This window comes from Roseibium aggregatum, from assembly GCF_014692675.1.
Classification (GTDB): Bacteria; Pseudomonadota; Alphaproteobacteria; order Rhizobiales; family Stappiaceae; genus Roseibium; species Roseibium aggregatum_C.
In genome coordinates this window covers 42,559-66,671 of sequence record NZ_JABFCZ010000002.1, presented here as the reverse complement: position 1 = coordinate 66,671, position 24,113 = coordinate 42,559, and the positions used below count along the sequence as shown (strand labels likewise).

The 24,113-nt window shown below is 59.7% G+C and carries 18 protein-coding genes; 8 read left to right on the top strand and 10 right to left on the bottom strand.

All coding sequences use genetic code 11. The features are described 5' to 3' along the window. Positions 1 to 34: 34 nt before the first annotated feature. Positions 35 to 5,356 (bottom strand): peptidoglycan-binding protein, encoded by a 5,322-nt coding sequence (locus HK439_RS27205; protein ID WP_190289595.1) that lies wholly within the window; start codon positions 5,354 to 5,356, stop codon positions 35 to 37. A gap of 424 nt (positions 5,357 to 5,780) precedes the next feature. On the opposite strand from HK439_RS27205, the gene HK439_RS01485 reads away from it, so the two are divergent. Continuing rightward, a complete protein-coding gene (locus HK439_RS01485) occupies positions 5,781 to 6,458 on the top strand; it encodes a class I SAM-dependent methyltransferase (RefSeq protein ID WP_190289594.1) in 678 nt (225 codons plus the stop codon). Between the two features lie 19 nt (positions 6,459 to 6,477). Continuing rightward, positions 6,478 to 7,509: a ribonuclease Z gene (locus HK439_RS01480; protein ID WP_209011494.1), complete on the top strand. Its 1,032-nt coding sequence runs from the start codon at positions 6,478 to 6,480 to the stop codon at positions 7,507 to 7,509. Between the two features lie 10 nt (positions 7,510 to 7,519). On the opposite strand, the gene HK439_RS01475 is transcribed toward HK439_RS01480, so the two are convergent. Continuing rightward, positions 7,520 to 8,857 carry an MFS transporter gene (locus tag HK439_RS01475; RefSeq protein WP_190289769.1) on the bottom strand — a complete coding sequence of 446 codons (1,338 nt, stop codon included), beginning with the start codon at positions 8,855 to 8,857 and terminating at the stop codon, positions 7,520 to 7,522. A 327-nt stretch (positions 8,858 to 9,184) separates the two neighbouring features. On the opposite strand from HK439_RS01475, the gene cyoA reads away from it, so the two are divergent. Genes cyoA through HK439_RS01450 form a run of 5 tightly spaced genes read left to right on the top strand, consistent with a single transcriptional unit; the run spans position 9,185 to position 14,156 of the window. Continuing rightward, the gene (gene cyoA, locus HK439_RS01470) at positions 9,185 to 10,333 is read left to right on the top strand and encodes a ubiquinol oxidase subunit II (protein ID WP_190289593.1); all 1,149 of its coding nucleotides are present in this window, start codon (positions 9,185 to 9,187) and stop codon (positions 10,331 to 10,333) included. 33 nt (positions 10,334 to 10,366) lie between these two features. After that, a complete protein-coding gene (cyoB, locus tag HK439_RS01465) occupies positions 10,367 to 12,370 on the top strand; it encodes a cytochrome o ubiquinol oxidase subunit I (RefSeq protein ID WP_190289592.1) in 2,004 nt (667 codons plus the stop codon). A gap of 4 nt (positions 12,371 to 12,374) precedes the next feature. Beyond that, a complete protein-coding gene (cyoC, locus tag HK439_RS01460) occupies positions 12,375 to 12,995 on the top strand; it encodes a cytochrome o ubiquinol oxidase subunit III (protein ID WP_190289591.1) in 621 nt (206 codons plus the stop codon). Next, complete coding sequence (gene cyoD, locus HK439_RS01455; protein ID WP_190289590.1) at positions 12,992 to 13,366, top strand: cytochrome o ubiquinol oxidase subunit IV; 375 nt, start codon at positions 12,992 to 12,994, stop codon at positions 13,364 to 13,366. Before cyoC ends, cyoD begins: the two co-directional genes overlap by 4 nt. A 55-nt stretch (positions 13,367 to 13,421) precedes the next feature. Then, on the top strand, positions 13,422 to 14,156 hold the full coding sequence (locus HK439_RS01450) for an SURF1 family protein (protein ID WP_419247570.1): 735 nt from the start codon (positions 13,422 to 13,424) through the stop codon (positions 14,154 to 14,156). A 241-nt stretch (positions 14,157 to 14,397) separates the two neighbouring features. Here the strand turns inward: HK439_RS01450 and HK439_RS01445 are convergent, their stop codons facing one another. Next, positions 14,398 to 15,084, bottom strand: coding sequence for a hypothetical protein (locus HK439_RS01445; RefSeq protein ID WP_190289589.1), 687 nt, complete (start codon positions 15,082 to 15,084; stop codon positions 14,398 to 14,400). Between the two features lie 57 nt (positions 15,085 to 15,141). On the opposite strand from HK439_RS01445, the gene HK439_RS01440 reads away from it, so the two are divergent. Then, on the top strand, positions 15,142 to 16,593 hold the full coding sequence (locus tag HK439_RS01440; protein WP_190289588.1) for a hypothetical protein: 1,452 nt from the start codon (positions 15,142 to 15,144) through the stop codon (positions 16,591 to 16,593). Positions 16,594 to 17,049: 456 nt separating this feature from the next. Here the strand turns inward: HK439_RS01440 and HK439_RS01435 are convergent, their stop codons facing one another. From HK439_RS01435 to HK439_RS01405, 7 genes are all read right to left on the bottom strand, one after another. Then, complete coding sequence (locus HK439_RS01435; protein ID WP_190289587.1) at positions 17,050 to 18,360, bottom strand: NAD(P)-dependent malic enzyme; 1,311 nt, start codon at positions 18,358 to 18,360, stop codon at positions 17,050 to 17,052. Positions 18,361 to 18,387: 27 nt separating this feature from the next. Beyond that, positions 18,388 to 18,855 carry a YbhB/YbcL family Raf kinase inhibitor-like protein gene (locus HK439_RS01430; RefSeq protein ID WP_190289767.1) on the bottom strand — a complete coding sequence of 156 codons (468 nt, stop codon included), beginning with the start codon at positions 18,853 to 18,855 and terminating at the stop codon, positions 18,388 to 18,390. A 61-nt stretch (positions 18,856 to 18,916) separates the two neighbouring features. Beyond that, positions 18,917 to 19,642: a BON domain-containing protein gene (locus HK439_RS01425; protein ID WP_190289586.1), complete on the bottom strand. Its 726-nt coding sequence runs from the start codon at positions 19,640 to 19,642 to the stop codon at positions 18,917 to 18,919. Positions 19,643 to 19,658: 16 nt separating this feature from the next. Further along, the gene (locus tag HK439_RS01420; protein ID WP_190289585.1) at positions 19,659 to 20,120 is read right to left on the bottom strand and encodes a hypothetical protein; all 462 of its coding nucleotides are present in this window, start codon (positions 20,118 to 20,120) and stop codon (positions 19,659 to 19,661) included. 138 nt (positions 20,121 to 20,258) lie between these two features. After that, positions 20,259 to 21,395 (bottom strand): DNA topoisomerase IV subunit A, encoded by a 1,137-nt coding sequence (locus HK439_RS01415; RefSeq protein ID WP_209011493.1) that lies wholly within the window; start codon positions 21,393 to 21,395, stop codon positions 20,259 to 20,261. Next, a complete protein-coding gene (locus HK439_RS01410) occupies positions 21,379 to 23,079 on the bottom strand; it encodes a DNA topoisomerase VI subunit B (protein ID WP_190289584.1) in 1,701 nt (566 codons plus the stop codon). Before HK439_RS01410 ends, HK439_RS01415 begins: the two co-directional genes overlap by 17 nt. Next, entirely contained in the window at positions 23,072 to 23,926 is an 855-nt protein-coding gene (locus HK439_RS01405; RefSeq protein WP_190289583.1) for a helix-hairpin-helix domain-containing protein, read from the bottom strand. Before HK439_RS01405 ends, HK439_RS01410 begins: the two co-directional genes overlap by 8 nt. Between the last annotated feature and the right edge of the window lie 187 nt (positions 23,927 to 24,113).

Here is a 24,113-nt window from a genome sequence, read left to right as displayed (position 1 = left end):
GGTCTAATGCCCGCAAGCCCTTCTCACTCATCCACTACTGCACCCGGGGCACGATCAACTGCAGCGGGGGTGTGATGATCTGCGGCTGTCTTTGCGGCTGCTGCACCTGCGGCTGCACCTGGGGCCGAAGCACCTGGGGCTGGAGGCAGCGGTTCCGCTTCGGATCCCAACGGGTGTTCCCGGGACAGACGCAGGAATTGCGGCGCGCATCCCAGACCCGGCCTCCGGTGCAGTTTGGCCTGGTCGGCTGGGTCGGCGTGACCTGCCTGCCGGGGCGAGCGCACATCAGACTGCCGACCTGCCGGATTTCCCAGCCCTGCCGGACAAGGTCCTTGGCCCGCTGACGGCTGACCTGCCGGAAGCCGGGCGGACACGTCTCCGCCTGCGGCCTCGGCCGGGCGCAGTAGAGAACCTGGCCACCGCTGCGCAGGGTCCGCACTTCATAGCCGCGCGGAATCCGGTTCCGGCTCGGATACGGCTTGTAACCGCCAGGGCACTGCAGCGCAGGACGCTCAACCGGCCGGGCGCACATCAGGTTGCCGACCTGGCGGATGTCCCAGCCCTGCCGGACAAGGTCCTTGGCCCGCTGGCGGCTGACCTGCCGGTAGCCGGGAGGACATGTCTCCGCCTGCGGCCTGGGCCGGGCGCAAAACAGGACCTCGTTGCCGCGCGTGCGACGCAGCACGTCCGAATTGCGCGGGATCCGGTTCTTGTTGCGGTAGGCCTCATAACCGGGAGGACAGGCAAGCGGCGGCTCGACGACGACAGGCGGTGACCCGCAGAAAATGGTCTGCCCGCCGCTTGTCAAACGATCGATGCGCCAACCTTGCGCCCTCAGCCGCTGAACCTGTGACGGCCGGATGGTTTCCTGCCCCGGTCCGCAGACCGGCGCCGGTTCCGCAGCCTGATCGAGACCGATCGTGACGCAGCTGTTGTCGTTCGCGGCATTGCCGTCACCGGCTCCCCAGGAGCCGAACAGACGGCGCAGCAACGCTTCGTCTATCCGCCCAGTGACCGGCAGACCGGCATTTTCCTGGAAATCGCGCACGGCACCGCGGGTGTTCGGACCGACCTGGCCGTCCGGCCGCCCGGCCGGAAAGCCGAGACGGTTCAGAGCAATCTGGACCGCTCTCACCTGGTCCGCATCGTTCCAGACCAGGCTCGCGCAATTCCGGACGCTCCGGGCACCGCTGCCGCGGCCGACGGCCATGGTCAGGAACAGGTCAACAGATTCGCCGGGCGCAAGCGTCATTGCGGGATGAGTACAGTCATACCCGCCGCCTGTGGCATCGCAACGCCAGGGTCTGGGTCCCGACGACGTCAGCCGACCGGGAGGATCGGTCTCGTCGCTTACCCGCAGCGGCCCGACGTAGGAGGCAGAACCGTCGTTGGTGATCCGCACCCGGAAGTCGCATGGCCGGCCCGCGTCGCAACGGCCCTGCGCCGCGCTCTTGTCGACCGACAGATCCGGGGCTTCCGCCGTCGACACCGGCGGAGGCGTCGGCTCGGCCGGCGGGGGTGTCTCCTCCTGCGGCTCTTCCGGCTGACGCGCTTCCTGCGGCTGTTCAGGCTGCACGATCATGATCGTGCTGGTATGGCGATCGTTCTCCGGCTTCGGATCCTTGACCTTCTGATCCGGCCAGATCATTTCCTTGCGGTGAATGATCCGCCTGTGGGGGAAGTCCGCCGGAATTTCCAGAACCATTCGGATCTTGGCCGACGCTCCGGGTTTCAGCGTGAGGTTGGAGCCCTCACACTCATACTGCCCGGTGCCGGTCACCTTGCAATCAAAGCCGGGTGTCTGGCTCTCGATGCTGCTGATGGTCACGCCGGGATCGAGCATGCCGTGCAGGCCCGCAGCCCCCTGGAATCGGCGCCCGCCACGATTGTCCACCTGAACCTCGATGGGACAGGAAGAGCCGAGCTGACAGGTGGTCGCCCCCCAGGGCGCCAGATCGGCGGCCAGCACATGCACCGTGGCACAGGCCGGCCCGTCGGTTGCGGCATTATCGTCGCCAGAATAAGGCGAACCGATAATCCAGGCAGGCGGCGTTGCGCCCCATTCCATCGACGCGCAGTTCTCCACCGTATTGCCGGCAACCGGATCGGGCAGACGCGTGTGAACCGTGATGTCATGTGTCGCTCCGGAAGCAATGGGTCCGGTCACGAAGCAGGTGGTTGTCCCCGGAGCCGCGCTGTTGCAGAAAGCTGCGCCATCTACGCCTTCGAGCGTCGAACCGGCCGGCAAAGTATCGGTCACGGCCAGAATACCGTCGATCACAGCCGGCCCGTTGTTCGTCACGCTGACCGTGAAGTCGCAAGCGGCACCTTCATAGCAGTCCGCCGGACCGGTTTTTGCGATCTCCGCATCGAAGCCGGTATCGACAAACGTCGCGGTGCAGTTCTGATCGCTGGAATCCCCGGCTCCAGGCGCCGGATTGTCATCCAGCGGCATGCCTGGCGCCCCCCAGCGGAATTCCATGCAGTTGATCACCGGATTTGTCGCGACCGGATTGGGAAAATGCAGCGTGACGTGCATCGTCCTGGTATCGCCCGGGTGCAGGGTATGGGGTCCGCCAGCCTGGTTGCAGTTGACCGGAACGGCCGCGCCGCAGCCCCATCCTGGCCCGGCAACACCGACATAGCTGAGACCCGGTGTCACCGGATTATCCTGGATATGCAGTTCGCCGGTATAGTCGTCAGGCCCAATATTGGCGATGGTGATCTCGTATTCGCAGTCACCACCGGCATTGCAATGGGCCGGACCGCGCTTTGCGATCGCCAGATCGAAGAAGCCCGCCTTGTTGATGACATTGACCGTATGACAATCGGAATCGGCATGGACATCTGCCGCCCCGTCATTGGACGTCATGGCGGCCCAGTTGATTTCCGCGCAGTTCGTGATCGTTCCGCCAGCAATTCCGTCAGGGAGATGAAGCCGGAAGATCAGACCGGCGGTCCCTCCCGATGGCAAGGTGATATTCCCGGTCAGGCAGTTCACATCCCCGCCGGACGGTGAACAGGTTCCCGCACCGACCGCAGCCACGAAAGTTGCACCTGCGGGAAGCGTGTCGCGAATGGCCAGAACCCCGTTGAACTCTCCGGGGCCGAAGTTCTGAACGACGATCTGGAACGTGCAATCGGCGTTTTCCGCACATTGAGCAGGTCCGGTTTTCGCAATTCCAAGGTCAAACCCTTGCGTTACCGGCGTCGTGACGCAGTCATCGTCGTTGCCGTCGCCGGGTCCGTCGTCGGTTCCCATTTCGAACCAGTCGATATTCGTGCAGTTCTGAACGCTCGGCCCGGGAACATCGGCAGGAAGCAGAATGTTGACCTCGATCGCCGCGGTTGCGCCCGGCACCAGAAGCGCAGGCGCGTTGGTGATGCAACTGAAGGTCGCCCCGCCGGGCACGCAGTGCCAGCCGGGGGATGTCGAGGCAAGGGTTGCCCCGGCCGGCATCGTGTCGGTGATCGCCAGGGGACCTGTATAGGCAACGGACCCCACGTTACGGATCCGGATCACATAGGTGCACTCCACCCCTTCCTGGCATTGCGCCGGGCCGGTCTTGCGGATCGCAAGGTCTGTATCGAGCGGGAACGGCGGCGGCAGGAACCAGCCGTCGTCGGGTGGCGGCGCAGGGATCCAGCCTTCCTCGGGCAGGCCTTCCGGCCACTCGGCAACGACCGGGCCTTCATCCACGGGCATCAGTTCCCCATCCGCCGGGAGCGGCTGGAACACGGCGACATCGCCCACACGGGTGGCGTCGTTCCTGGTCCGGCTTTCCTCAGAATAGTCTCCGTTGGCGTCGGTATTGACGTCCACGTCGACCATGAAAGCGCTGTCCGGCCCGGTTGAAGGGGTCACGGGTCCGGGTGCAGGATAGGGCTGGAACGCGGTGAGCGGCTCGAACGCCTCATAGGGCCGTGCAGCCTGCCCCTGCAGGCCGGAAACCTCAGAGCCATCATCGTGCGCGTTGGCACTGGAATCGAAACATTCTCCCCGTGGCGAGCAAAGCCCGTCACCGCTCATCCAGACAAACCCGTCCGGTTGTTCCGGATCGGCGTCGCCGTTTTCCCTGTACCCCATGCCGAACGAAACACCGCCGGCGGCTCCGGCCCTGATGTAGGGCGGACCGGATTCACCGCGGTCGTAATAACCGACGTCATAGCGCCCCACTCCCTGCCAGGAACCGGTTTCGCCCAGCTCATAGCGCAGAACCCGGGACTCATCGGGATAGGAAAAGGCATTTTCCGCAGCCAGGCCGAGATTGCGGACACCGCCGCGTTCGGCGACCAGCATCACGTTCTGTTCGCTCACAGCCGGGAACGCGATATCCGCGACAGGATGGCTGCGCCCGGCGCGCGCTATGGCATCAGGCGAGCGGAAGAAATCGGGCAGGAAGAACTCGCGGCGCACGGAACCGGGATTGAAGTTCCCCGCCTGATCGAGTCCCACCGACCAGACCGAATTTCTCTTTTCATTCTCGCCGGCGGCAGCATAGTCGGGACTACCGAACCCCTGGCTGCTCCAGACGGCGTAGTAAAGACGCACCTCGCCCGTGGCCACATCCTGGCGCACACCGACACCCCAGACGCGGCGGCGGAAATCGGCGAAATTCCAGCACGACGGCGTTCGTGAAAAATCACCGCTCGGACAGTCATCGATCTGAGCACGGCTCGCCGGATCGAAAGCGACCGGCGGCAGGGAATGAAACTGCCCGTCGGAACCATCGAAGAAACCCGCGCGTCCCTCCACGCCATGGTCGAACGTGCCCAGATCCGCGCCGTCGGCAAGCGCGATCCGGTGGATCATGCCGGTTTCCAGATCCGAAACGTAGAGCTGCCGGTTCCAGCGGTCAAAGGCGATGTTGCCCAGCGCCGCGCCGCTGTTCTCCCGCCCATCCGTGGTGATTTCGGCGAAGACTTCCGGCCGGTAATTGTTGGCCGCATCGAGCTTCCAGACGGTGCCAGGACCGCCGCCTTCGCCCCACATGCCGTCCATCCAGCCGGAATTGTCGCCATTGCGGTGCAGTCCGAAGGCGGATGTCGCGGTCACATAGATGTTCGGCGGCGTCGCATCGTCTAGGGCCACGCCGAACACCTGACCGATTTCCGCGGCCGTCACGGCACCGCTCTGCAATTCGTCGAACCAGTGCTCGCCGCGCGGCGGACCTCCGGCCTGACGCAGGTCGAGAATACTGGCAACCGCTCCGTCCGGATCGATTACTCGGCGTCCGCCCTGCTCGACCGTCCCGGAGAACCGGGTGACGACCGCATCTCCCGGCTGCATGTCCTGCGCCTTTGCCGGAGGCGTCATCGACACGGATGAGCCGGCCAGCAGACTCGCGGCAATCACCAGCGCCTTTAATCTGGAAAGTCGCCGGCCCAGCCTCGCAGCCGGCTTTGGCGACGACCAAAAACGATGGATTTTCCCGCAAAACATCCCTGACCGAAGGTGGGCATACTCCTGCACAAACGGACCGACAGACATGGACAGCTCTCCTTCCCGGGACGGGGAAGCCGGGCTCATTTTCGCAGAACCATCGGCTTCGCCACGATTTCACCAGCAGACCATTGCGGCTTAAACGTTACGCTGGGGAATGGTAACCGAAGACCAGCCTCGCACCTTTGACAAGGGTCAAAGCGCGGAAAGAATGCGGGGGAAATCTCCTTTCGCCGATCCGGGAATTCGCGTCAGCGGTTCTTAAAAGGAAACGCAGGACCCTTTACGCCGCAGGATTAAAGAGAAAGAATTGCCGAACCCGGCAGAACCCCGGGTCATGTCATGGATGGACATCACCATGGACGCTTTCGATCTGACCAGGATACGGCGTTTCTATGATCGCTTCGGCGCCTGGCAGGACAGTCAGGGCTTTTACGAAAACGCCGTCCAGGAAAAGCTCATTCGAAACAGCGACTTCCCGCATGCACGTTCAGTGCTGGAGGTGGGATGCGGAACCGGCAAATTCGCCGCCCGTCTTCTGGCGGAAGCGCTTCCAGACGATGCCCGGTACGTTGGAATCGACCTCAGTTCCACGATGGTTGACCTTTCTCGAAAGCGGATATCTCCCTGGGCGGACAGGGCGGAAATTGTCCAGTCGGACGGAGGCTTCGACTTTACGTCTTATGGCCCGCCGTTCGACCGCATCATCTTCATCTATGTCCTCGAAATTCTGAGCGAAATGCAGATCCAGAAGGCCCTTGCCGGTGCCCACGCGGCGCTGAGCCCCGGCGGACTTCTCTGCGCAGCCGTTCTGACGGAAGGTATCGACACGCTTTCGCGCCTGACCACCAGCGTTTGGTCGGCCTTGCACAACATGCAGCCCTATCTCGTCGGCGGCTGCCGGCCGCTGGTGCTGAGGGACCATATACCGGAAAAGTCCTGGCAAATTCGGCACAGGAACGTGGTCGTCTCCATGTCCGTGCCATCTGAAATCATCGTTGCCGAGGCCATCTGACCGGCCAAGGGCATGGAACATGCTTCTATTTCCGGTCTATGCTCCCGCCATGCGGCCCAAATTTTATCCATCTCTCGTCAATGACCGCTTCGGGGACCCGGCACTTTACATCGATTTCCTGCAGGAGCGGCGGGCGATCCTGTTCGATCTGGGGGATATTCACACCCTCTCGCCCCGGCAGATCCTGCGCCTGAGCGACGTCTTCGTCTCCCATACCCACATCGACCATTTCATCGGCTTCGACCGGCTGCTGCGCGTGCTGGTCGGGCGTGACAAAGATGTGCGGCTTTACGGTCCCGCTGGTTTCATCGACCGGGTCGAGGCGAAACTTGCAGCCTATACCTGGGATCTGGTCGAACGTTTCCAGACGGAGCTCGTGTTCACCGTCACTGAAGTCTGTACCGGACTTGACACCCACAAGGCGCGGTTCCGTTTCTCACGCCGCTTCGCCCGTGAAGACCAGACGGGCGGACGAGCGGAAAACGGCGTTCTCCTGACCGAACCGGCACTTGCCGTAACCTGCGCTGAACTTGAGCATCACTCCACCTGCCTCGGCTTCGCACTGCAGGAAAGCACCCATGTCAATGTCTGGAAAAACAGGATTCAGGAACAAGGCCTTACGACAGGGCCTTGGCTTGCCACATTAAAGGCCGCCATTCACCAAGGCCGGCCCGATGACACCCCAATCGCCGTGGAGCGCGCCGACGGGACACTGGACGAGCTGTCGCTCGGTTTCCTGCGCGAAGAGATCGTCTCGATCGAGCCGGGCCAGAAGGTCGCCTACGTCACGGACGCGGTGTTCACGCCGGCCAACGAGACCGCCATCGTCGCTCTTGCCCGGGATGCGGATATCCTCTTTATCGACGCCGCCTTCGCAAAGGCCGATGCCGACCTTGCCGCGCACCACGGCCATCTGACGACCGCACAGGCAGGTTCCCTGGCGCGCCGCGCCGGAGCGGCCCGCGTGGAACCGTTTCATTTTTCGCCCCGCTATGAGGATTGCGAAGCAAGGATGATCGCGGAAGTCGACGAGGCGTTCAGTTTCGACTGAGCCCCTGCCCTCAGTTGCTGTCGCCCTGCATGTCCAGGGCACGGCTCAGTGTCAGGGCGAGCAGCGTGCAGATCGCGCCCGAGATGAGATAGCCGCCGATGAAGAAGATGCCGAACTCTGTTGCGAGGCCAAGGGCGACCAGCGGGGCGAAGCCGGCGCCGACCAGCCAGGCGAGGTCAGAGGTGAAGGCCGCGCCAGTGTAGCGATAGGCTCTGGCAAACCGGAACGAGACCGAACCGGACGCCTGACCGAAGGACAGGCCGAGAATGCCGAACCCGACGATGATATAGGCATCCTGCGCGCCCGCCCCCGCCTCTAGCCAGAACGGGGTGGCAAAGCTGAAGATCGCAATGGCGATGGCGCCGATCAGAAGCTGGCCACGCCGGCCGATCCGGTCCGCCAGCAGACCGGACAGCACGATCGTTCCGGCACCGACCGCCGCACCGGCGATCTGCACGAACAGGAAATCGCCGGCCGACTGACCGTTATTGAGATAGACCCAGCTCAGCGGGAAGATCGTCACCAGGTGGAACATGGCGAAACTTGCCAGCGGCACGAACGCTCCGAGCAGGACATCGCGCCCATGCACCCGCAGCGTTTCCAGAACCGGTGCCGCCTGCAACTCGTCGCGATCGAGCGCGGAACCGAATTCCTTCGAGGCGACCAGCCTCAGACGGGCAAACAGGGCCACAACATTGACCGCGAAGGCGACGAAGAACGGATAGCGCCAGCCCCAGGAGAGAAAATCCGCATCCGACAGGTTGACGTAAAAGTAGCCGAACAAACCGCTGGCAAGGGCAAAGCCCAGGGGCGCGCCGAGTTGCGGGATCATAGCGTACCAGCCGCGACGGTTCGCCGGTGCGTTCAGTGCCAGAAGGGACGCAAGCCCGTCCCAGACGCCGCCCAGCGCAAAGCCCTGGCCCAGCCGGAACAGCGCCAGCAGCAGCACCGACCAGATACCGACCGTGGCATATCCGGGCAGGAAAGCGATGGAGGCGGTCGACCCACCCAGGAGAAACAGCGCGATCGTCAGTTTCGTGCCGCGGCCGTAGGTGTGATCGACCCACATGAAGAAAACCGATCCGACGGGCCTTGCCAGAAAAGCCAGCGCGAACACCCCAAAGGAATAGAAGGTCGCTGTCAGCGGATCGGCGGCGAATCCGAAGACGAGCCGCGGAAAGACAAGCACAGAGGCGATGCCGTAGACGAAGAAGCCGAAGAACTCCGAGGTTCTTCCGATGATCACGCCCATGGCGATGTTGCCCGCCGAAACCTGCGTATCGTCATGCATCCGGCGCGCATCGCGCTCGAAATCCGCCGATGTTGGATATGCCGACATAGTCACGATTGGCCTCCTCCTTGCCGCTCGGTCCGTCACTCCCAGGTCCAATGTTTGGACGAAGCGTCCGGCAACGCAAGCGCGTTCTGCATCAGCCCCCGATTTTTCTTTGATCAAAATCAAGGCGATATCGCGACATCCGGTCGCGCCCCTCGGCATTATTGCCGACATCGGCACACCGCGCCAATTTCTGCCTTTTTGTCACCGTACGCTCACCCAAGGTAAGGCGTTCGCACCGCACCAATTTTGCTGCACCGCGACAAAACACCCCATCGGCGCGGATCGAATCCTTCATTAGTCGAATACGGGAACCTACCTATTTATCTGGACCTCACCATGCCAAGGCTGTTCAAGCTCCTGCGACTCCTCAGTGTGTTTGCAGTGCCCTTCGTTCTGTCGGGCTGCAATATGGTGGTCATGTCACCGTCCGGCGACATTGCCCTTCAGCAGCGCGACCTCATCCTCATTGCCACCGTCCTGATGCTGCTGATCATCGTCCCGGTCATGGGCCTGACGATCTTCTTCGCCTGGCGATACCGCCACACGAACAAGGCCGCCACCTACGACCCGGAATGGCATCATTCGACTCGTCTCGAAGTGATCATCTGGTCTGCCCCGCTCGCGATCATCATCGTCCTCGGCGCGGTTACCTGGATCAGCACCCACAAGCTCGACCCCTACCGGCCCCTTGACCGTATCGCGGAAGGCAGGCCTGTTCCCGAGGACGTCAAGCCGCTGACAGTCGAAGTCGTGGCGCTCGACTGGAAATGGCTGTTCCTGTACCCCGAATACGGCATCGCCACCGTGAACGAGATGGCCGCTCCCGTAGACCGGCCGATCAACTTCAAGATCACCGCCTCGTCGGTCATGAACTCGTTCTACATCCCCGCACTTGCCGGCCAGATCTACGCCATGCCCGGGATGGAGACCAAGCTCCACGCCGTGATCAACGAGCCGGGTGACTTCGAGGGTATCTCGGCCAATTATAGCGGCGCAGGCTTCTCCCACATGCGGTTCCGCTTTCACGGGGTGGACAAGGCCGGCTTTCAGAGCTGGCTCGACCGGGTGAAACAGAACGGCACTGCGCTAAACCGCGACACGTATCTGAAGCTGGAAAAGCCGAGCGAACGGGAACCGGTGCGTTACTACGCCTCCGTGGCCGACGGGCTCTACTCTTCCATCCTCAACATGTGCACCCGGGAAGGCACCATGTGCATGAACGAGATGATGCACATCGACCAGATGGGCGGCGGAGGCGTCGACAGCGAGGAAAACCGGAAGCGGCTCGAATACGACAACCGTTTCGATGCGAAAGCCAACAAGGAACTGGCCGAACTCGGCCCCTACACGCCCTGGAGCGGTCTGAACCCGGACATCTTCGGCCGCTGCACCCTGCCTTCCAGGGACATTCCCCGCGTCGAGGCCCGAAACGAAACCGCTCCCACGACGGCTGAACTTCTTTCAAGCCGCCGCGACCGTATCTGACGACGGCCAAGGCCGTAGAACCTGGACAACGTCATGTTTTCAGACACAAACCTGATGCACTTCATTTTCGGGAGGCTCTCGCTGGAGGCCATCCCCTATAACGTACCGATCCTGGTGGTGACCTTCGCGGTCGTCGCGACCGGCGGGCTGATCGTGCTCGGCCTCATCACCTATTTCCGCCTTTGGGGCTATCTCTGGAAGGAATGGTTCACCAGCGTCGACCACAAGAAGATCGGCATCATGTATGTCATTCTGGCGCTGATCATGCTGCTGCGTGGTTTCGCCGATGCCATCATGATGCGCATCCAGCAGGCCTGGGCGTTCGGCGGCAGCGACGGCTACTTGCCCCCGCACCACTACGACCAGATCTTCACCGCCCACGGCGTCATCATGATCTTCTTCATGGCCATGCCCTTCGTCACCGGCCTGATGAACTACGTGGTGCCGCTGCAGATCGGCGCCCGTGACGTTTCCTTCCCCTTCCTGAACAACTTCTCGTTCTGGATGACGGCGGCGGGCGCGGTCATCATCATGCTGTCGCTGTTCGTCGGCGAGTTCGCCAAGACAGGCTGGCTTGCCTATCCGCCGCTTTCGGGGATCGACTACAGTCCCGATGTCGGCGTCGACTATTACATCTGGGGGCTGCAGGTCGCCGGTATCGGCACGACCCTGTCGGGCATCAACCTGATCGCGACCATCGTCAAGATGCGCGCCCCGGGCATGTCCCTAATGAAAATGCCGGTCTTCACCTGGACCGCGCTGTGCACCAACGTCCTGATCGTAGCGACCTTCCCGATCCTGACCGCGACGCTGGCGCTCCTGACGCTCGACCGTTACCTCGACATGAACTTCTTCACCAACGATCTCGGCGGCAACCCGATGATGTATGTGAACCTGATCTGGATCTGGGGTCACCCGGAGGTCTACATCCTCATCCTGCCCTGCTTCGGCATCTTCTCCGAAGTGGTCGCCACCTTCTGCGGCAAGCGCCTGTTCGGCTACACATCCATGGTCTACGCCACCGTGGTGATCACGATCCTGTCCTATCTGGTGTGGCTGCACCACTTCTTCACCATGGGATCGGGCGCCAGCGTCAACGCCTTCTTCGGCATCACCACGATGATCATCTCCATCCCGACGGGGGCGAAGATGTTCAACTGGCTCTTCACCATGTACCGGGGCCGGATCCGCTACGAACCGCCCATGCTGTGGACCATCGGCTTCATGATCACCTTCGTGATCGGCGGCATGACGGGTGTCCTGCTCGCCGTCCCGCCCGCGGACTTCGTGCTGCACAACTCGCTGTTCCTGATCGCCCACTTCCATAACGTGATCATCGGCGGGGTGGTGTTCGGCGTGCTGGCCGGCGTCAGCTACTGGTTCCCGAAGGCCTTCGGCTACAAGCTCGATCCGTTCTGGGGCAAGATGAGCTTCTGGTTCTGGCAGATCGGCTTCTTCTTCGCCTTCATGCCGCTTTACGTTCTCGGCCTGATGGGCGTGACCCGCCGCGTCAGCCAGTTCGAGGATCCGTCGCTGCAGATCTGGTTCATCATCGCCGCCTTCGGCGCCTTCCTGATCGCGCTCGGTATCGGCTCCTTCATCATCCAGCTTGTCGTCAGTTTCCTGAAACGGGACGAACTGCGCGACGAGACGGGCGATCCCTGGGACGCGCGGACCCTGGAATGGTCCACGTCCTCGCCCCCGCCGGATTACAACTTCGCCTTCACGCCGGTTGTTCACGACCACGACAGCTGGCATGACATGAAGGCGCGCGGCTACCGGCGCCCGCTGGAGGGTTTCATCCCGATCCACATGCCGAAGAACACCGGTACGGGCTTCATCCTCGCGATGGTCAGCATCGCCTTTGCCTTCGGCATGATCTGGTACATGTGGTGGCTCGCGGCCTTGTCGGCCGCCGCCCTGTTCGTGGTCGCGATCGGCCACACCTTCAACTACAAGCGCGATTTCTACATCCCGGCCGAAACGGTCCGGGAGACGGAAGACGCACGGACATCCCTGCTTGCAGGGAGGGCGTGACACCATGAGCGACGCAACACTCGACGCATACCGGGCGGACCAGTTCTACCTGACCGAAGAGCACCATCCCGAGGGCAGCACCATGCTTGGCTTCTGGATCTACCTGATGAGCGACTGCCTCATCTTCGCGGTGCTCTTCGCCACCTACGGCGTGCTCGGACACAACTATGCGGCCGGCCCTACGCCGGCGGACCTGTTCGACCTGCCGATGGTGGCGGTCAACACGGCCATGCTGCTGTTCTCCTCCATCACCTACGGCTTCGCCATGCTGGAGATGGACCGCAACCGGAAGAACGCCATGCTCGCATGGCTGGTCGTCACCGGCCTGTTCGGCCTCACCTTCCTCGGTCTGGAACTTTATGAGTTCCATCACCTGATCAACGAAGGCGCCGGACCGGACCGCAGCGCGTTCCTGTCGGCCTTCTTCACGCTGGTCGGCACCCACGGGCTGCACGTCACCTTCGGGTGCATCTGGCTGGTGACACTGATGGTCCAGGTGTCGGTCAAGGGACTGATCCCGGAGAACCGCCGCCGGCTCCTGTGCCTGTCCATGTTCTGGCACTTCCTCGACGTCGTCTGGATCGGCGTCTTTTCCCTGGTTTACCTCTTGGGAGTCCTCGGATGACCTCGCTTTCCTCCGCACACACCCACGACGATGACGGCGGCCACGGTACCTTCAAGGGCTACCTGACCGGCTTCATCCTCTCCGTCATTCTCACCGCCATCCCCTTCTGGCTGGTCATGGGCGACGTTCTGGACAGCAAGCTCTTCGCCGCCGTCCTGATCCTCCTCCTGGCGGCGGTGCAGGTCGTGGTTCACATGATCTATTTCCTGCACATGAACACGCGGGCGGAAGGCGGCTGGTCCATGACCGCGCTGATCTTCACGCTGATCCTGGTCGCGATCATGCTCTGCGGTTCGTTCTGGGTGATGTATCATCTCAACACGAACATGATGCCGCAGATGTCGCCGGAGATGGTCAAGACGCTGCCCTGAGGCAGCGGCCGCGAAAAACCGGCCTAAGGCAGATGGACAAACGAAAGACTGTCCCGTGACCGACGAAGGCAACACAGACCAAGGGTCCGCCGGATCCCGGCGGGCCAAAATCCTGTTTCCCGCCGGCATGCTGGTTCTCGCAGCCGTCTTCACAGCGCTCGGCATCTGGCAGGTCCAGCGGCTGTTCTGGAAACTGGACCTGATCGCCAGGGTCGAAAGCCGGGTTCACGCCGCTCCTGTCCCCGCTCCGGCCGAAGTCGAATGGCCGGCCGTCACGGCAAAGGACGGCGAATACCGCCACGTGACCGCAAGCGGCACCTATCTCGACACGGAAACCCTGGTGCAGGCGGTAACCGAATATGGTCCAGGCTTCTGGGTGATGACGCCGCTCAAACGGGACGACGGAACGACCATTCTCGTCAATCGCGGTTTCGTTCCGACCCACAAGAAAGCCCCCGCCGACCGGTCGCACCCGTCCGGCCCCGTCCAGGTGACCGGGCTGTTGCGCAAGAGCCAGCCTGGCGGTGCCTTCCTGCGCTCCAACGACCCTGCAGCCGGGCGCTGGTACTCCCGCGACGTAGAGGCCATCGCCAAAACGGACGGCCTGATAAAGGTCGCTCCCTATTTCATCGACGCACAGGCAGGGCCATCAGACGGTTCCCTGCCGATCGGCGGTCTCACCGTCATCAAGTTCCGCAACAGCCACCTCGCCTACGCCATGACCTGGGGCGCGCTGGCGCTGATGTCTCTGGTTGGGTTCGTTTATGGGTTGAGGGCGGCGAAGCGGTAGGATAATAGCATTTTTTAAAATGAAATAAATAAGATCAATATTGTAGCCGCAGCCTGTTAATGTGTTTATGGGTAGGTCAGCACGAGACTTAAATAATAGCTTAAATAATAAAACGGAAACACCCTCCGCATTCACAAATTTAAGATGTAGATTTTTTCATACCTTCTCCCAGAATGCAGAAGTAATCTTTAATATAGGTTTTTATATTAAATATTAGACAGCGTATATTGCAAACATAAAATTAAAGAGATTTGCAAAAAGATGGTGCCTTTGAAAACCGTCTACAAATTTGTTTAAGTAAAATCATAAGTTGATCATCATTCGCTTCCGCGGCTTCGCCCTCTGTAGAAGCTGGTTTTTCCACCATATTTACTAAAATGTCTCCAGAATTGAAATTATTAGGATTTGGGCAGAATTGAACTGAAACTTCTTTAAAAAATGAGACCGCACTTGATGCCAAGGCACCTTCTCCAACGAAACACGGACGGCTAGATATACTCCATTCTACGGACTTTCCAGCTACAGCAATGTTATTGCATTCAAGCCTGTTTATTACAAACTTCCCTCCTTTATGCGTGCCCCCACCAATAATTGCTTCAGTAAGCGAAGGACATTCACATACCGTTGAGCCAACTGAATATGCCTTGCCAGCATACATACAAAAGTTTTCGGCAAAAGCACTGCGACCAAAGGCAAACGCGGCCATAGCGAAAGTTAAAATAAATACAGAAAAATTTCCAAGCACGCACATAAGCAACACCCAACATAAAAAACTATCTACAATTGATTTTATTGCACTTTCAATACTACAAGGGCGACTTAGAAAAAATTTTGCTTCCCCCGATTTAGGAAGATGGAAAATTCCTGTTATGGATAAGAATGCAAAATTAAATAATATGTCCACAACCACCTCAATGACGTAGAACATTCAATGCTCTCTTCAATACTAACGAACGTTATGACACTAACAACATTCGGTGTATTCTTGGATACAGTGTTAGTTGGCAAAGTCGAAAGAGAAAAAATAGAAAAATATTTAGATAATTCTAATCCTGATTTAACATTGACAGTTAAATTTCTAAATTTTCTTGAAATGGCCCACTCCATTGTCTTTGGCAGGTTCTTTTCAGGACAACTTTTTTCTAAGTCGTTCTTTTTATCAGCATTTTTAGTTTCTATCACATCATTCACGATTGTCGCAGCGTTCCAAATCTATTTCTATGGGGAGACGTTAGGAGGTGTGAATTTCGATAGAACACAAATATTATTGATTGCATCATTTATAATTTTCAATGTGATATTTGACTATATAACAATTATTCAAACTAAAATATTTATTGAAGCCTCACTATCGGCGAAAAGTATTTTTAGATCACTTGTATTCATCGTCTCCGATATATTTGTAACTATAAATACATTTATTTTATCTTACGCCTTCTTTTCAATGCTAGTCGTCCAATTTTTTGTCTGGTCAACAGTAGAATTGAGATATATTAGAAGCAAACCTTTTGGTGAAAATGCGTCAAAAATAGCAGAAATACCAAATTATTTATCTCGATTTGATAGAGCTGACATATTCAAACGCCTGAATTTTAGTGATGATTTTAGCGGCTTGATAGTGCCTAATTCCGACACATCTGCTTATCAGGATATAAATGTATACTACAACTCTACTTTAGACCCTAGAAATACAGACTTACAACCCTTAATTATTTCCTCCATCTCGCGTCTAAAAGTATTTATTAAAAGCGAATTTAGAGATATGTCAGGGTCCGAAGCAGAAAAATATTCTCGCACTATCGCAACAAAAACTGGAATCAATAAATGGCTTCGGGACGCAGACATTCCTGACGACAGCAAGCTTAAACCAGTAGAGGAAATAAGATTTTCTGTCAGCGGACAAATAGCAACTGCCCATGATTTAGATACAGCTTATTCGATGAGTTTCAAACAAGCGGATGAACTTGAAGATGGATTTCCAATGTCTGTATTCGGAAATCTCGGAGTTCTTCGCTTAGATCAATTCGTGGCGGATACCCTGTCCAATGAATATCCTCAATCCCCCATAGCTGTATGCCTTTTTGAAAATGGCGCAGTTTCACGTTTCTATTTAACAAAAGCGACCGCAGGACTGTTGGAAGATTGTTCGGATTTCTTAACAGTCAATTTCGTATGGCATTGGAGCCTGACGAGAGATTTGAGCGTCGTAGGAAGAAACCTTAGCGACCGGATTGTACCTTACAACACCCTTCTTATAACTAGTTTGCTGCCCACAATAACATTTTACGTAGTCATAGCGATACTCGCATTCATTACCTTGTTATTTTCTTATGTAATAAAAGGAACGAAACACCTTAAGAAGTATTTTCTGCGCGCGCCGTTTTCCATATCCTGTTTTATAATGAGTTTTTTCTTCTATTTCATGGGGTTTCTTTAATTTAGAAATGACTTACTATTTCTAAATGAGATCAGATTGTTATCATTACCGCCCGAGGCCTCACTTCAACACTTATCACCTCACGTTTATTTCGCCTGAGGCTTAGATAAGGAAAGCCGCAACTTCTTAAAGATCACATCACTTGGCCTTCTAAAAAATGCATTAGTGAAAGTCCTGCCCTACCCTCAGCGACATCGCCCCTTCCCTTGCCTGGGCTCGTTTTACGGAAACGCACGGATAGAGACTATGCTCGAAGCGGGCATCGTTTCGGTTGACTTGAACCAAGCGCCCGCTCATGGCAACGCGTTGCCATGATTGCCGGTATGTCGAATACGCTGATTTACCGAACGATCTTTAGAGAACTGAAAATCTATCCAATCTGAAACACCTCAGATTGACAGAACCGGCATCGTGTCAAATTAAGCGTTATCTAGTACTGCTCGTGTGAATTCCGGATTACTCCACCGCTGCCAGCGCATTGAGACGACGCGACGCCTGTATCCGCTCCCGGGCGCCGTCCTTGAGCGTCTGAAAGTCGCTTGGCAACCGCGCAATGCCGACACGGACCGCCTCGGCACCCACGGCAGCGGCGATTTCCGTCGCGGCGTCCAGATCGTCGGTCGAACAGAGGATCGCCTCATCGCTCAGGCCCTTTCTCCGGGCAACTTCGGACAGGGTCACGGCCGCAGCGATCTGCATGTCCTCGGTGATTTCGCCGGCGCGGACGTCGAGGATGCCCCGGAACAGGCCCGGAAACACGAGCGAATTGTTGACCTGGTTGGGAAAGTCGCCGCGCCCGGTGGCAACGATCCGCGCGCCGGCAACTTTCGCCGCATCAGGCCAGATTTCGGGAACCGGATTTGCGCAGGCGAACACGACGGCATCCTGGGCCATGGTTGCAATGGCAGCGGCCGGAATGGTGTCCGGACCGGGCGCTGAAAAGGCGATGCAGACGTCCGCTCCCCGCAACGCTTCGGCGATACCACCTTCCAGCCCGGTTCCGTTGGTCTCGCAGCAGACCTGCCACTTTTCCCGCATGTCCACCTGCCGATCCTCGATATCGTGCCGTTTGCCAGAAAGAATCCCGGTGCTGTCGACGGCGATCATCCCATCCAGATCCGCGCCTTTCGCTTTCAGGAGCCGAAGCAGGGCCATATTCGCAGCACCGATGCCGACCAGCACGATCCGCGCCGTTGCCAAGTCCTTGCCGACGATCTCCAGCGCGTTGAGCAGCCCGGCAAGCGCGACCGTGGCCGTGCCCTGCTGATCGTCGTGCCAGACCGGGATGCTCAGCTCCTTACGCAACCGCTCCAGGATACGGAAGCACTTCGGCGTGGCGATGTCTTCCAGGTTGATGCCACCGAAGGACGGGGCTATCGCCTTTACCGCGGCGACAATTCCGTCCTCGTCGTGAACGTCGAGGCAGATCGGCACGGCATCGACGCCGCCGAAATGCTTGAACAAGAGCGCCTTGCCTTCCATCACCGGAAGCGCCGCCTCGGGGCCGATGTTGCCAAGACCGAGCACGCGCGAACCATCCGACACCACAGCCACGCTATTCGCCTTGTTGGTGTAGTCGAAGACCGTTTCCGGCTCGGCGGCAATCGCCCGGCTCGGCGCGGCCACACCCGGCGTGTACCAGATCAGCAAATCCTCAGGAGACGCGATCCGCCCCTTTGCCGCGATCTGGATCTTGCCACCACACGCCTTGTGCCGCTCGAGGGACCGGGTATTGAGATCACGATCCGGCTGCTTGGATGCACTCATGCTGCGGTTCTCCGTATCCTTGGGCGTTCAACGCTCGAACAAACCGGTTATTTCCGCCGTCGCGAGGGCATGTGGCCGTGCAGCTTCCAGGATTTGCCTGCAACGGGCGTGATCGCCTGTTTCCAATTTCGCCACGTCGAGCGCAAACAGGCAGAACCTGTAATGATGGGGTCCATGCCCGCGTGGCGGGCAGGGGCCGCCATAGCCGGGTTTACCGAAGTCGTTGAGGGCCTGCCGGAGCCCGTCCGGCCGCTTGGCATCGGCGCGCAGCCCCGCCTCAAGCTCCCTCATGTCTTTCGGAATGTCGAAGACGGCCCAGTGATAGAAGGTGCCCCCGGGTGCGTCCGGATCCAGACACACCAGCGCAAAGCTCAAGGCGTCCGGCGGAGGATCACTCCATTCCAGCCGGGGCGACAGATTGGCGCCCATACAGGTGTGTCCTTCCGGAATTTCATCATTGTTTTCAAACGCGGGACTCGCGAGCCGGAAGGCCATGATCTCCACTCCTTGCGTCTCATCCGTTCACCAGCACAGGATAGCGAGGCGTGCCCGGAGGCTAATCCTGCACCTCGATTTCATTGATGACTTCATCGACGCCGAACACGTACCAGGCGTCCGCCTCAGCTGCGGTACGTTCAGCCTGCGAGCCGACGAGCCCGGTCAGGCGGACGGCGCGCCCGCGCACGCCCACCCTAACTTGCGAAGCGTTCACGAACGGGTCCAGTTCAAGGGCAAGGTGAACAGCCTCCTCAATCCGGATCGGCGCATCTTCTTCCTCCGGCTCCACCGAAATACCGTTTATGACGTCACAGCTTCCTGGCACCCACCAGGCAAGAACACCCGCGATCCGTTTGGAGGTCAGGCTCGGCAGTTCGCCGTTCAGCGTCACGACGCCGTCGCTCACGGAAATGACGATTTCGCCGTCCGCCCCTTCGGGCAGATCATTCAGGACATGAACGGTGTGATCTCTTTCTTCGGCGATGCGGATACTCTGGAACGCAGGTTCCTGCAGCAGCGCCTTGCGGATGTGATCCAGAATGCCGGCATCGCTCATGGCTTCCGCGGGCTTCACCCGGAGCCGGTCAACAATACCGCTGACGCCGGGCAGAGCGGCTATCCTTTCCAGGACCAGCCGCTTTTGACCCACCGTCCCGACCTCGCCTTCCAGGGTGACCGTCCCCTCCGTATCCAGTTCCAGTGTCGTTGCCCTGAAATGGGGATCGATGCGGCGGTCCGTTTTCAGCGCCGCATATGCCTGTTTCGTGAACTCGGCCGATGTCATGATCACAACCTCCAGATTATCGCGGATTTGAACCCCGGTGACGGTTCTCCAGAACGTTCCCCAAAAGCCGGGTCAGCCGCGCCTGCGCGGCCGCATCCTCGACATTTGCGGTGACATAGACGGTTCCGCGATCCGGCCGGATAAATGTCCCGAAGAAAGTCTCAAGGTCCATTTCCTCATCGCCCCCGTCAGACCCCTCGTCCGGTATCCTCAAACCGGTTTCGTCTTCGATCAGCACGGAAATCGACCAGCCGTCTTTTGACACCGCCGGAGAAATCTCCAGAGCCGCAACGATAGCGACTTCCGCAAGGTCCTCACTCTCGGCATCGCCAAAGCGGAATTCCTGTCGTTTGTCGAAGGCGCGGACTTCCCGTCTGCAGCTCGCAGCAACCGTCAGCCTGGAAGGCCGTTCACCCAATTCCGTCCTGGTCCAGAGGACCAGTTGCTCCGGATCGATATCCAAAGAATAGGTTCGCATCCTCCCGCTCCCTATCACCCCGCGATCACAGGTATACGTTATCGGATATCAGAGCTTTCGGGACTTGGCGTTGACTCTGGTCAACCCGAATATGTCTGGCTGCCGCACATCGTCGCCGCACCATATGAGGAGTGAGGACTAAGGAAGAAACGCGTCCGGATTGGACAGCTTCTCCGGCAGATATTCCTCGATCACGTAGTTCAGGCCCCATTTGGCCAGCGCCTGCTGTTCGGCGCGCACGCCCATTCCGACCAGTTGCTCGATCGCGGCGACCCACTGCGGATGCTGGCGAATGAAGGGATCGTTGTGGAGCGCATCGCGAGCGCGCTTGACGTCGCCCTTCGACAGCGGATGGGTGGCGTCATCGAGCCCGAAGTCGGTGATATCCTGCGGTGTGACGCCAAGGAACCGCGCCCGCGGCACGCAGAAGAACCGGTTGATATGGGCGGCATTGCCCGAGCCCACCTTGAGCGTGCGGTAGATGTTGGTGAAACCGTAAGGGTCGCAATCGACGAAACAGTAGACGGGCAGATCCTGCTGGTCGGACAGCCGCCGGATGAAACGCCGGGTGGCCCGGGTGGGCACGCCGCCCATCTCGACGATGATGCAATCGGCACTCTCCCAGAACCGGTGCTTGTTCAGGCGCTGAAACATGCCGCCGGTTTCGATCGCCAGGATGAAGCGGGCATCGGTCCTGAAGCTCAACTGTTCGACCGAATGCGGAATGCTGTAGGCCCCGCTGCCCAATCGTGTGCAGTCGATCTCGATCTCCTCCCCGGTTCCAGCATTCCGGTCGATCACCGTCAGCCGCCCGGCGACCGATCCGCCATGGGCCTCCGGATAGAACCGCAGCTGTTCGCGCGACAGGCCGTGGATCGAGGCCAGCGCCTCGATGTCGTCCATGATTGCATCCGATTCCGCCTGTTCGTCGAAGCGGCAGTCGCCCCAGTTCTTGGAGATGTAATAGGCCTCGCGCTTGGTGGCGAAATCATCCTTTTCCACCATGCCGTAGGAGGTCGCCATCATGCGCAGGGTCTGAGCGAAGGACTTGGCCGTGTTCACGGTCAGGGTCCTTGTCTTGCGCGCCGCGCCGAGTCCGAAATAGCCCTCGGCCGCGTCATAGGTCACATTGGAGAGGCTGCGCACCGGCAGCCGGATCTCCGGCAGTTCCCCTTTTTCGATCCGGTCGCGGATCTGCCGGGCAAGCGTCTCGATCAGCTCCAGGGTGCGCACATCGAGATCGCCGGGTTCCATGTCTTCAAGCGTTTCCGTCATGCCCGCCTCCCTGTTTCTGCCGGCTTTCGTGCAACGCGCTGTCGAGCCGCTGCATGGCGTTGTCGCGTTCCTCGTCGCTGAGGGCGAGAATGTCCTGCAGCGCACCGCCGATATGCGGCAGGTAGGTCTCGATATAGACGCGCCGTTCATATTCGCGCCTGAGCCTTGCCTTGCGGCGCAGATACTGGGCCAACTCCCGGCCGCAGTGCTGCAGCCCGAGCACGATCTCCTTGACGATCTCGGGCGTGGGTTCGATCGCCTCCTTCGCCTCAGAAGTATAGGGAACCCAGACCGAAGCGAGATGGACCAGGATCGCCATCGGCCCGATCGGCAGCGCGCCCTTCGGCTGGTGCAGGCCATAGGCGCGCCAGTTGGTCTGTATCGCCGCCCTGGTGATGGCGCAGCCCGACTGCTGATAGAGAAGCGGCACCCGGTTGGCGAAGCGGAGCAGATGGGCCGGCTCGTCCTTCAGGCCGAGCAGGTCCTCCCCGGCCGGCACCGGCTCCGGCCTAACCTCGTTCATCCGGCCGCCTTCGGCAACATCCACCCGGGCCTCGCCCGCCTGGCCGTAGGCAATCGCCACCTCGATCTGGAACGGATTGCCGCGATAACTCCCTGCCGGTCGGGTGGTCGCGGTATAGAAATCCGCGGCCACCTCCGACTGGAGCCCCTTGAGCAGCTGCGGCTCGCCGATGGGCACGACACAGTCCGTCCGGGGCGAGAGCACCGGCGTCTTTTCGATCGCCCGGTGCAGCGCGATTGCCTGGGTGTGGGCGATATGGGTCGGATAGGAGCGCTCGCTCACCCGTTGGCCGGCGGCCTTGATGATCCGGGCCGCCGTCTTCCTGCCGACACTGGAAAAATCATTGACCAGAAACTGCATCAGTGTCCGGCTGTCGGTATTGTTCAGCATCTGGATCAGCCGCCCCAGTTCGATGCCGTGCGGGTGGGGCTTGATCTCCCTGGGACGGGGCGGAAGTGAGTGTATGCTGCGGAAGAAGTCGCGGGTGTGGCCGTCCGGGTCCTGGTAATGGATGGTGATATGCGGGTTGGCGATGGCCGTCTGCCGCAGATAGGCGCCGACCGAATGCCGCCCGCCTTGCAGGCTGCCTTCCAGCACGATTTCTACCCTGGTGCCCTGCGGATGGCCCCATTCCAAATGCTTTTTCCGGTGAACGTCCGGCCGGTTCTTCTGCGTGTCGATCGCCACATAGAGGTCGGTGGCAAGCGGCTCGCCTTCCACGCGGCTGAGAATGTGCAAGGGCTTTCCGGTGGTCAGCTGGCCGTACATGCCGGCCGCCGCGATCCCCATCCCCTGCTGACCGCGCGACTGGGCGAGCTTGTGGAACTTCGAGCCGTAGAGGAGCTTGCCGAAAATCCGGCCGATCTGCTCTTCGAGGATCCCGGGACCGTTGTCTTCGACCGCGACCGTAAAGATGCGTCCGCGGCGGCGCAGTTCGACCTTGATCTCCGGCAGGATGCCGGCGTCCTCACAGGCGTCGACGGCATTGTCCACGGCCTCCTTCACCGCCGTGACCAGAGCCTTTTCCGGTGTGTCGAAGCCCAGGAGATGCCGGTTCTTCAGGAAGAATTCGGAGATCGAGATATCCCGCTGCCGGCCGGCGAGTTCGAGCGCCGAGACCTTTTGCGGCTGCGCTTCCGGAGGGGTGGTCTGGTCAGGCATCGGCGAAATAATGCTGCCGGCATTCGGCCTCGCGGCCGCGGACGACCCGCCTGCCCTCAAGAGGACCGCGGGTTTCGGTGACCACGGTACGCTGGTGCTCCGGCCCGTCTGAATGGCCGAAATAGATCACGACCCAGTCATGGGTCCGCCCGAGATCATGGGCCAGTGCCGAGTTGGAAAAAAGCGCCGTGAACGACCAATCGTCGCGATCCGTATGCAGGATCGGCAACCAGGCTTCGCCGGTCGGGTTGAAACGCCTTGGCGCGATCTGCCGGAGGTCTCCCGCCTCGGCCCTGTCACGATAGAGCGCATCGACCTCAAGCAGTAAGGCGACCGGCGGTTCTTCATGATCGTCCGGACTGCGTCGCCGGCGGCGGGCCAGCATGGAGCCGAGCATGGCGCGGATCGACGCCGCGCGCCGGGCGCCGATCCCCGGTACCTTTTCAAGCCGGCCGTCATGGGCCGCGATTTCCAGGGCTTCCAGCGTATCGATATGGAGTTCGTCGTGGATCGCGCGCGCGGTCGTTGGCCCGATACCCGGCACCGTCTGGAACACGGCTTCCGGTTCCGCCTCCCCGCGCATACGTTCCAGCTGGATCCAGCGCCCGGTCGCAACCATTTCGTCGATCGCGCGGGCCAGCCGGGTCCCTATGTGCGGCAGCCTGATCAGGCCCTCCAGTCCCTCGCGCTCCAGAAGCCCCGCCGGATCCTCGGCAAGACTGCGGACGGTTTCCGCGCCCATCCGGTAGGCGCGCACACGAAACCGGTCCGCGGCCTGCGCCTCGAGAAGATCGGCCGCTTCAAGCAGACGGTCGGCTATCTGGTCACGCGACAGCTGGCTTTGCATGATCCTCGGTCTCGTTACAACGATATCGCCGATGCCCATTCTGTTCCACGCAACATGTAACAGTATTGACTACGGTCAAAGGGGAGACGCATTTGTTGCACTATCATTGCATTAGTAATTGCAGACTATTTTGCCCAGCCAGCTTCCAAATCGCGCCGGATATGCTTGGAAAGGCGCCTGAATCAGA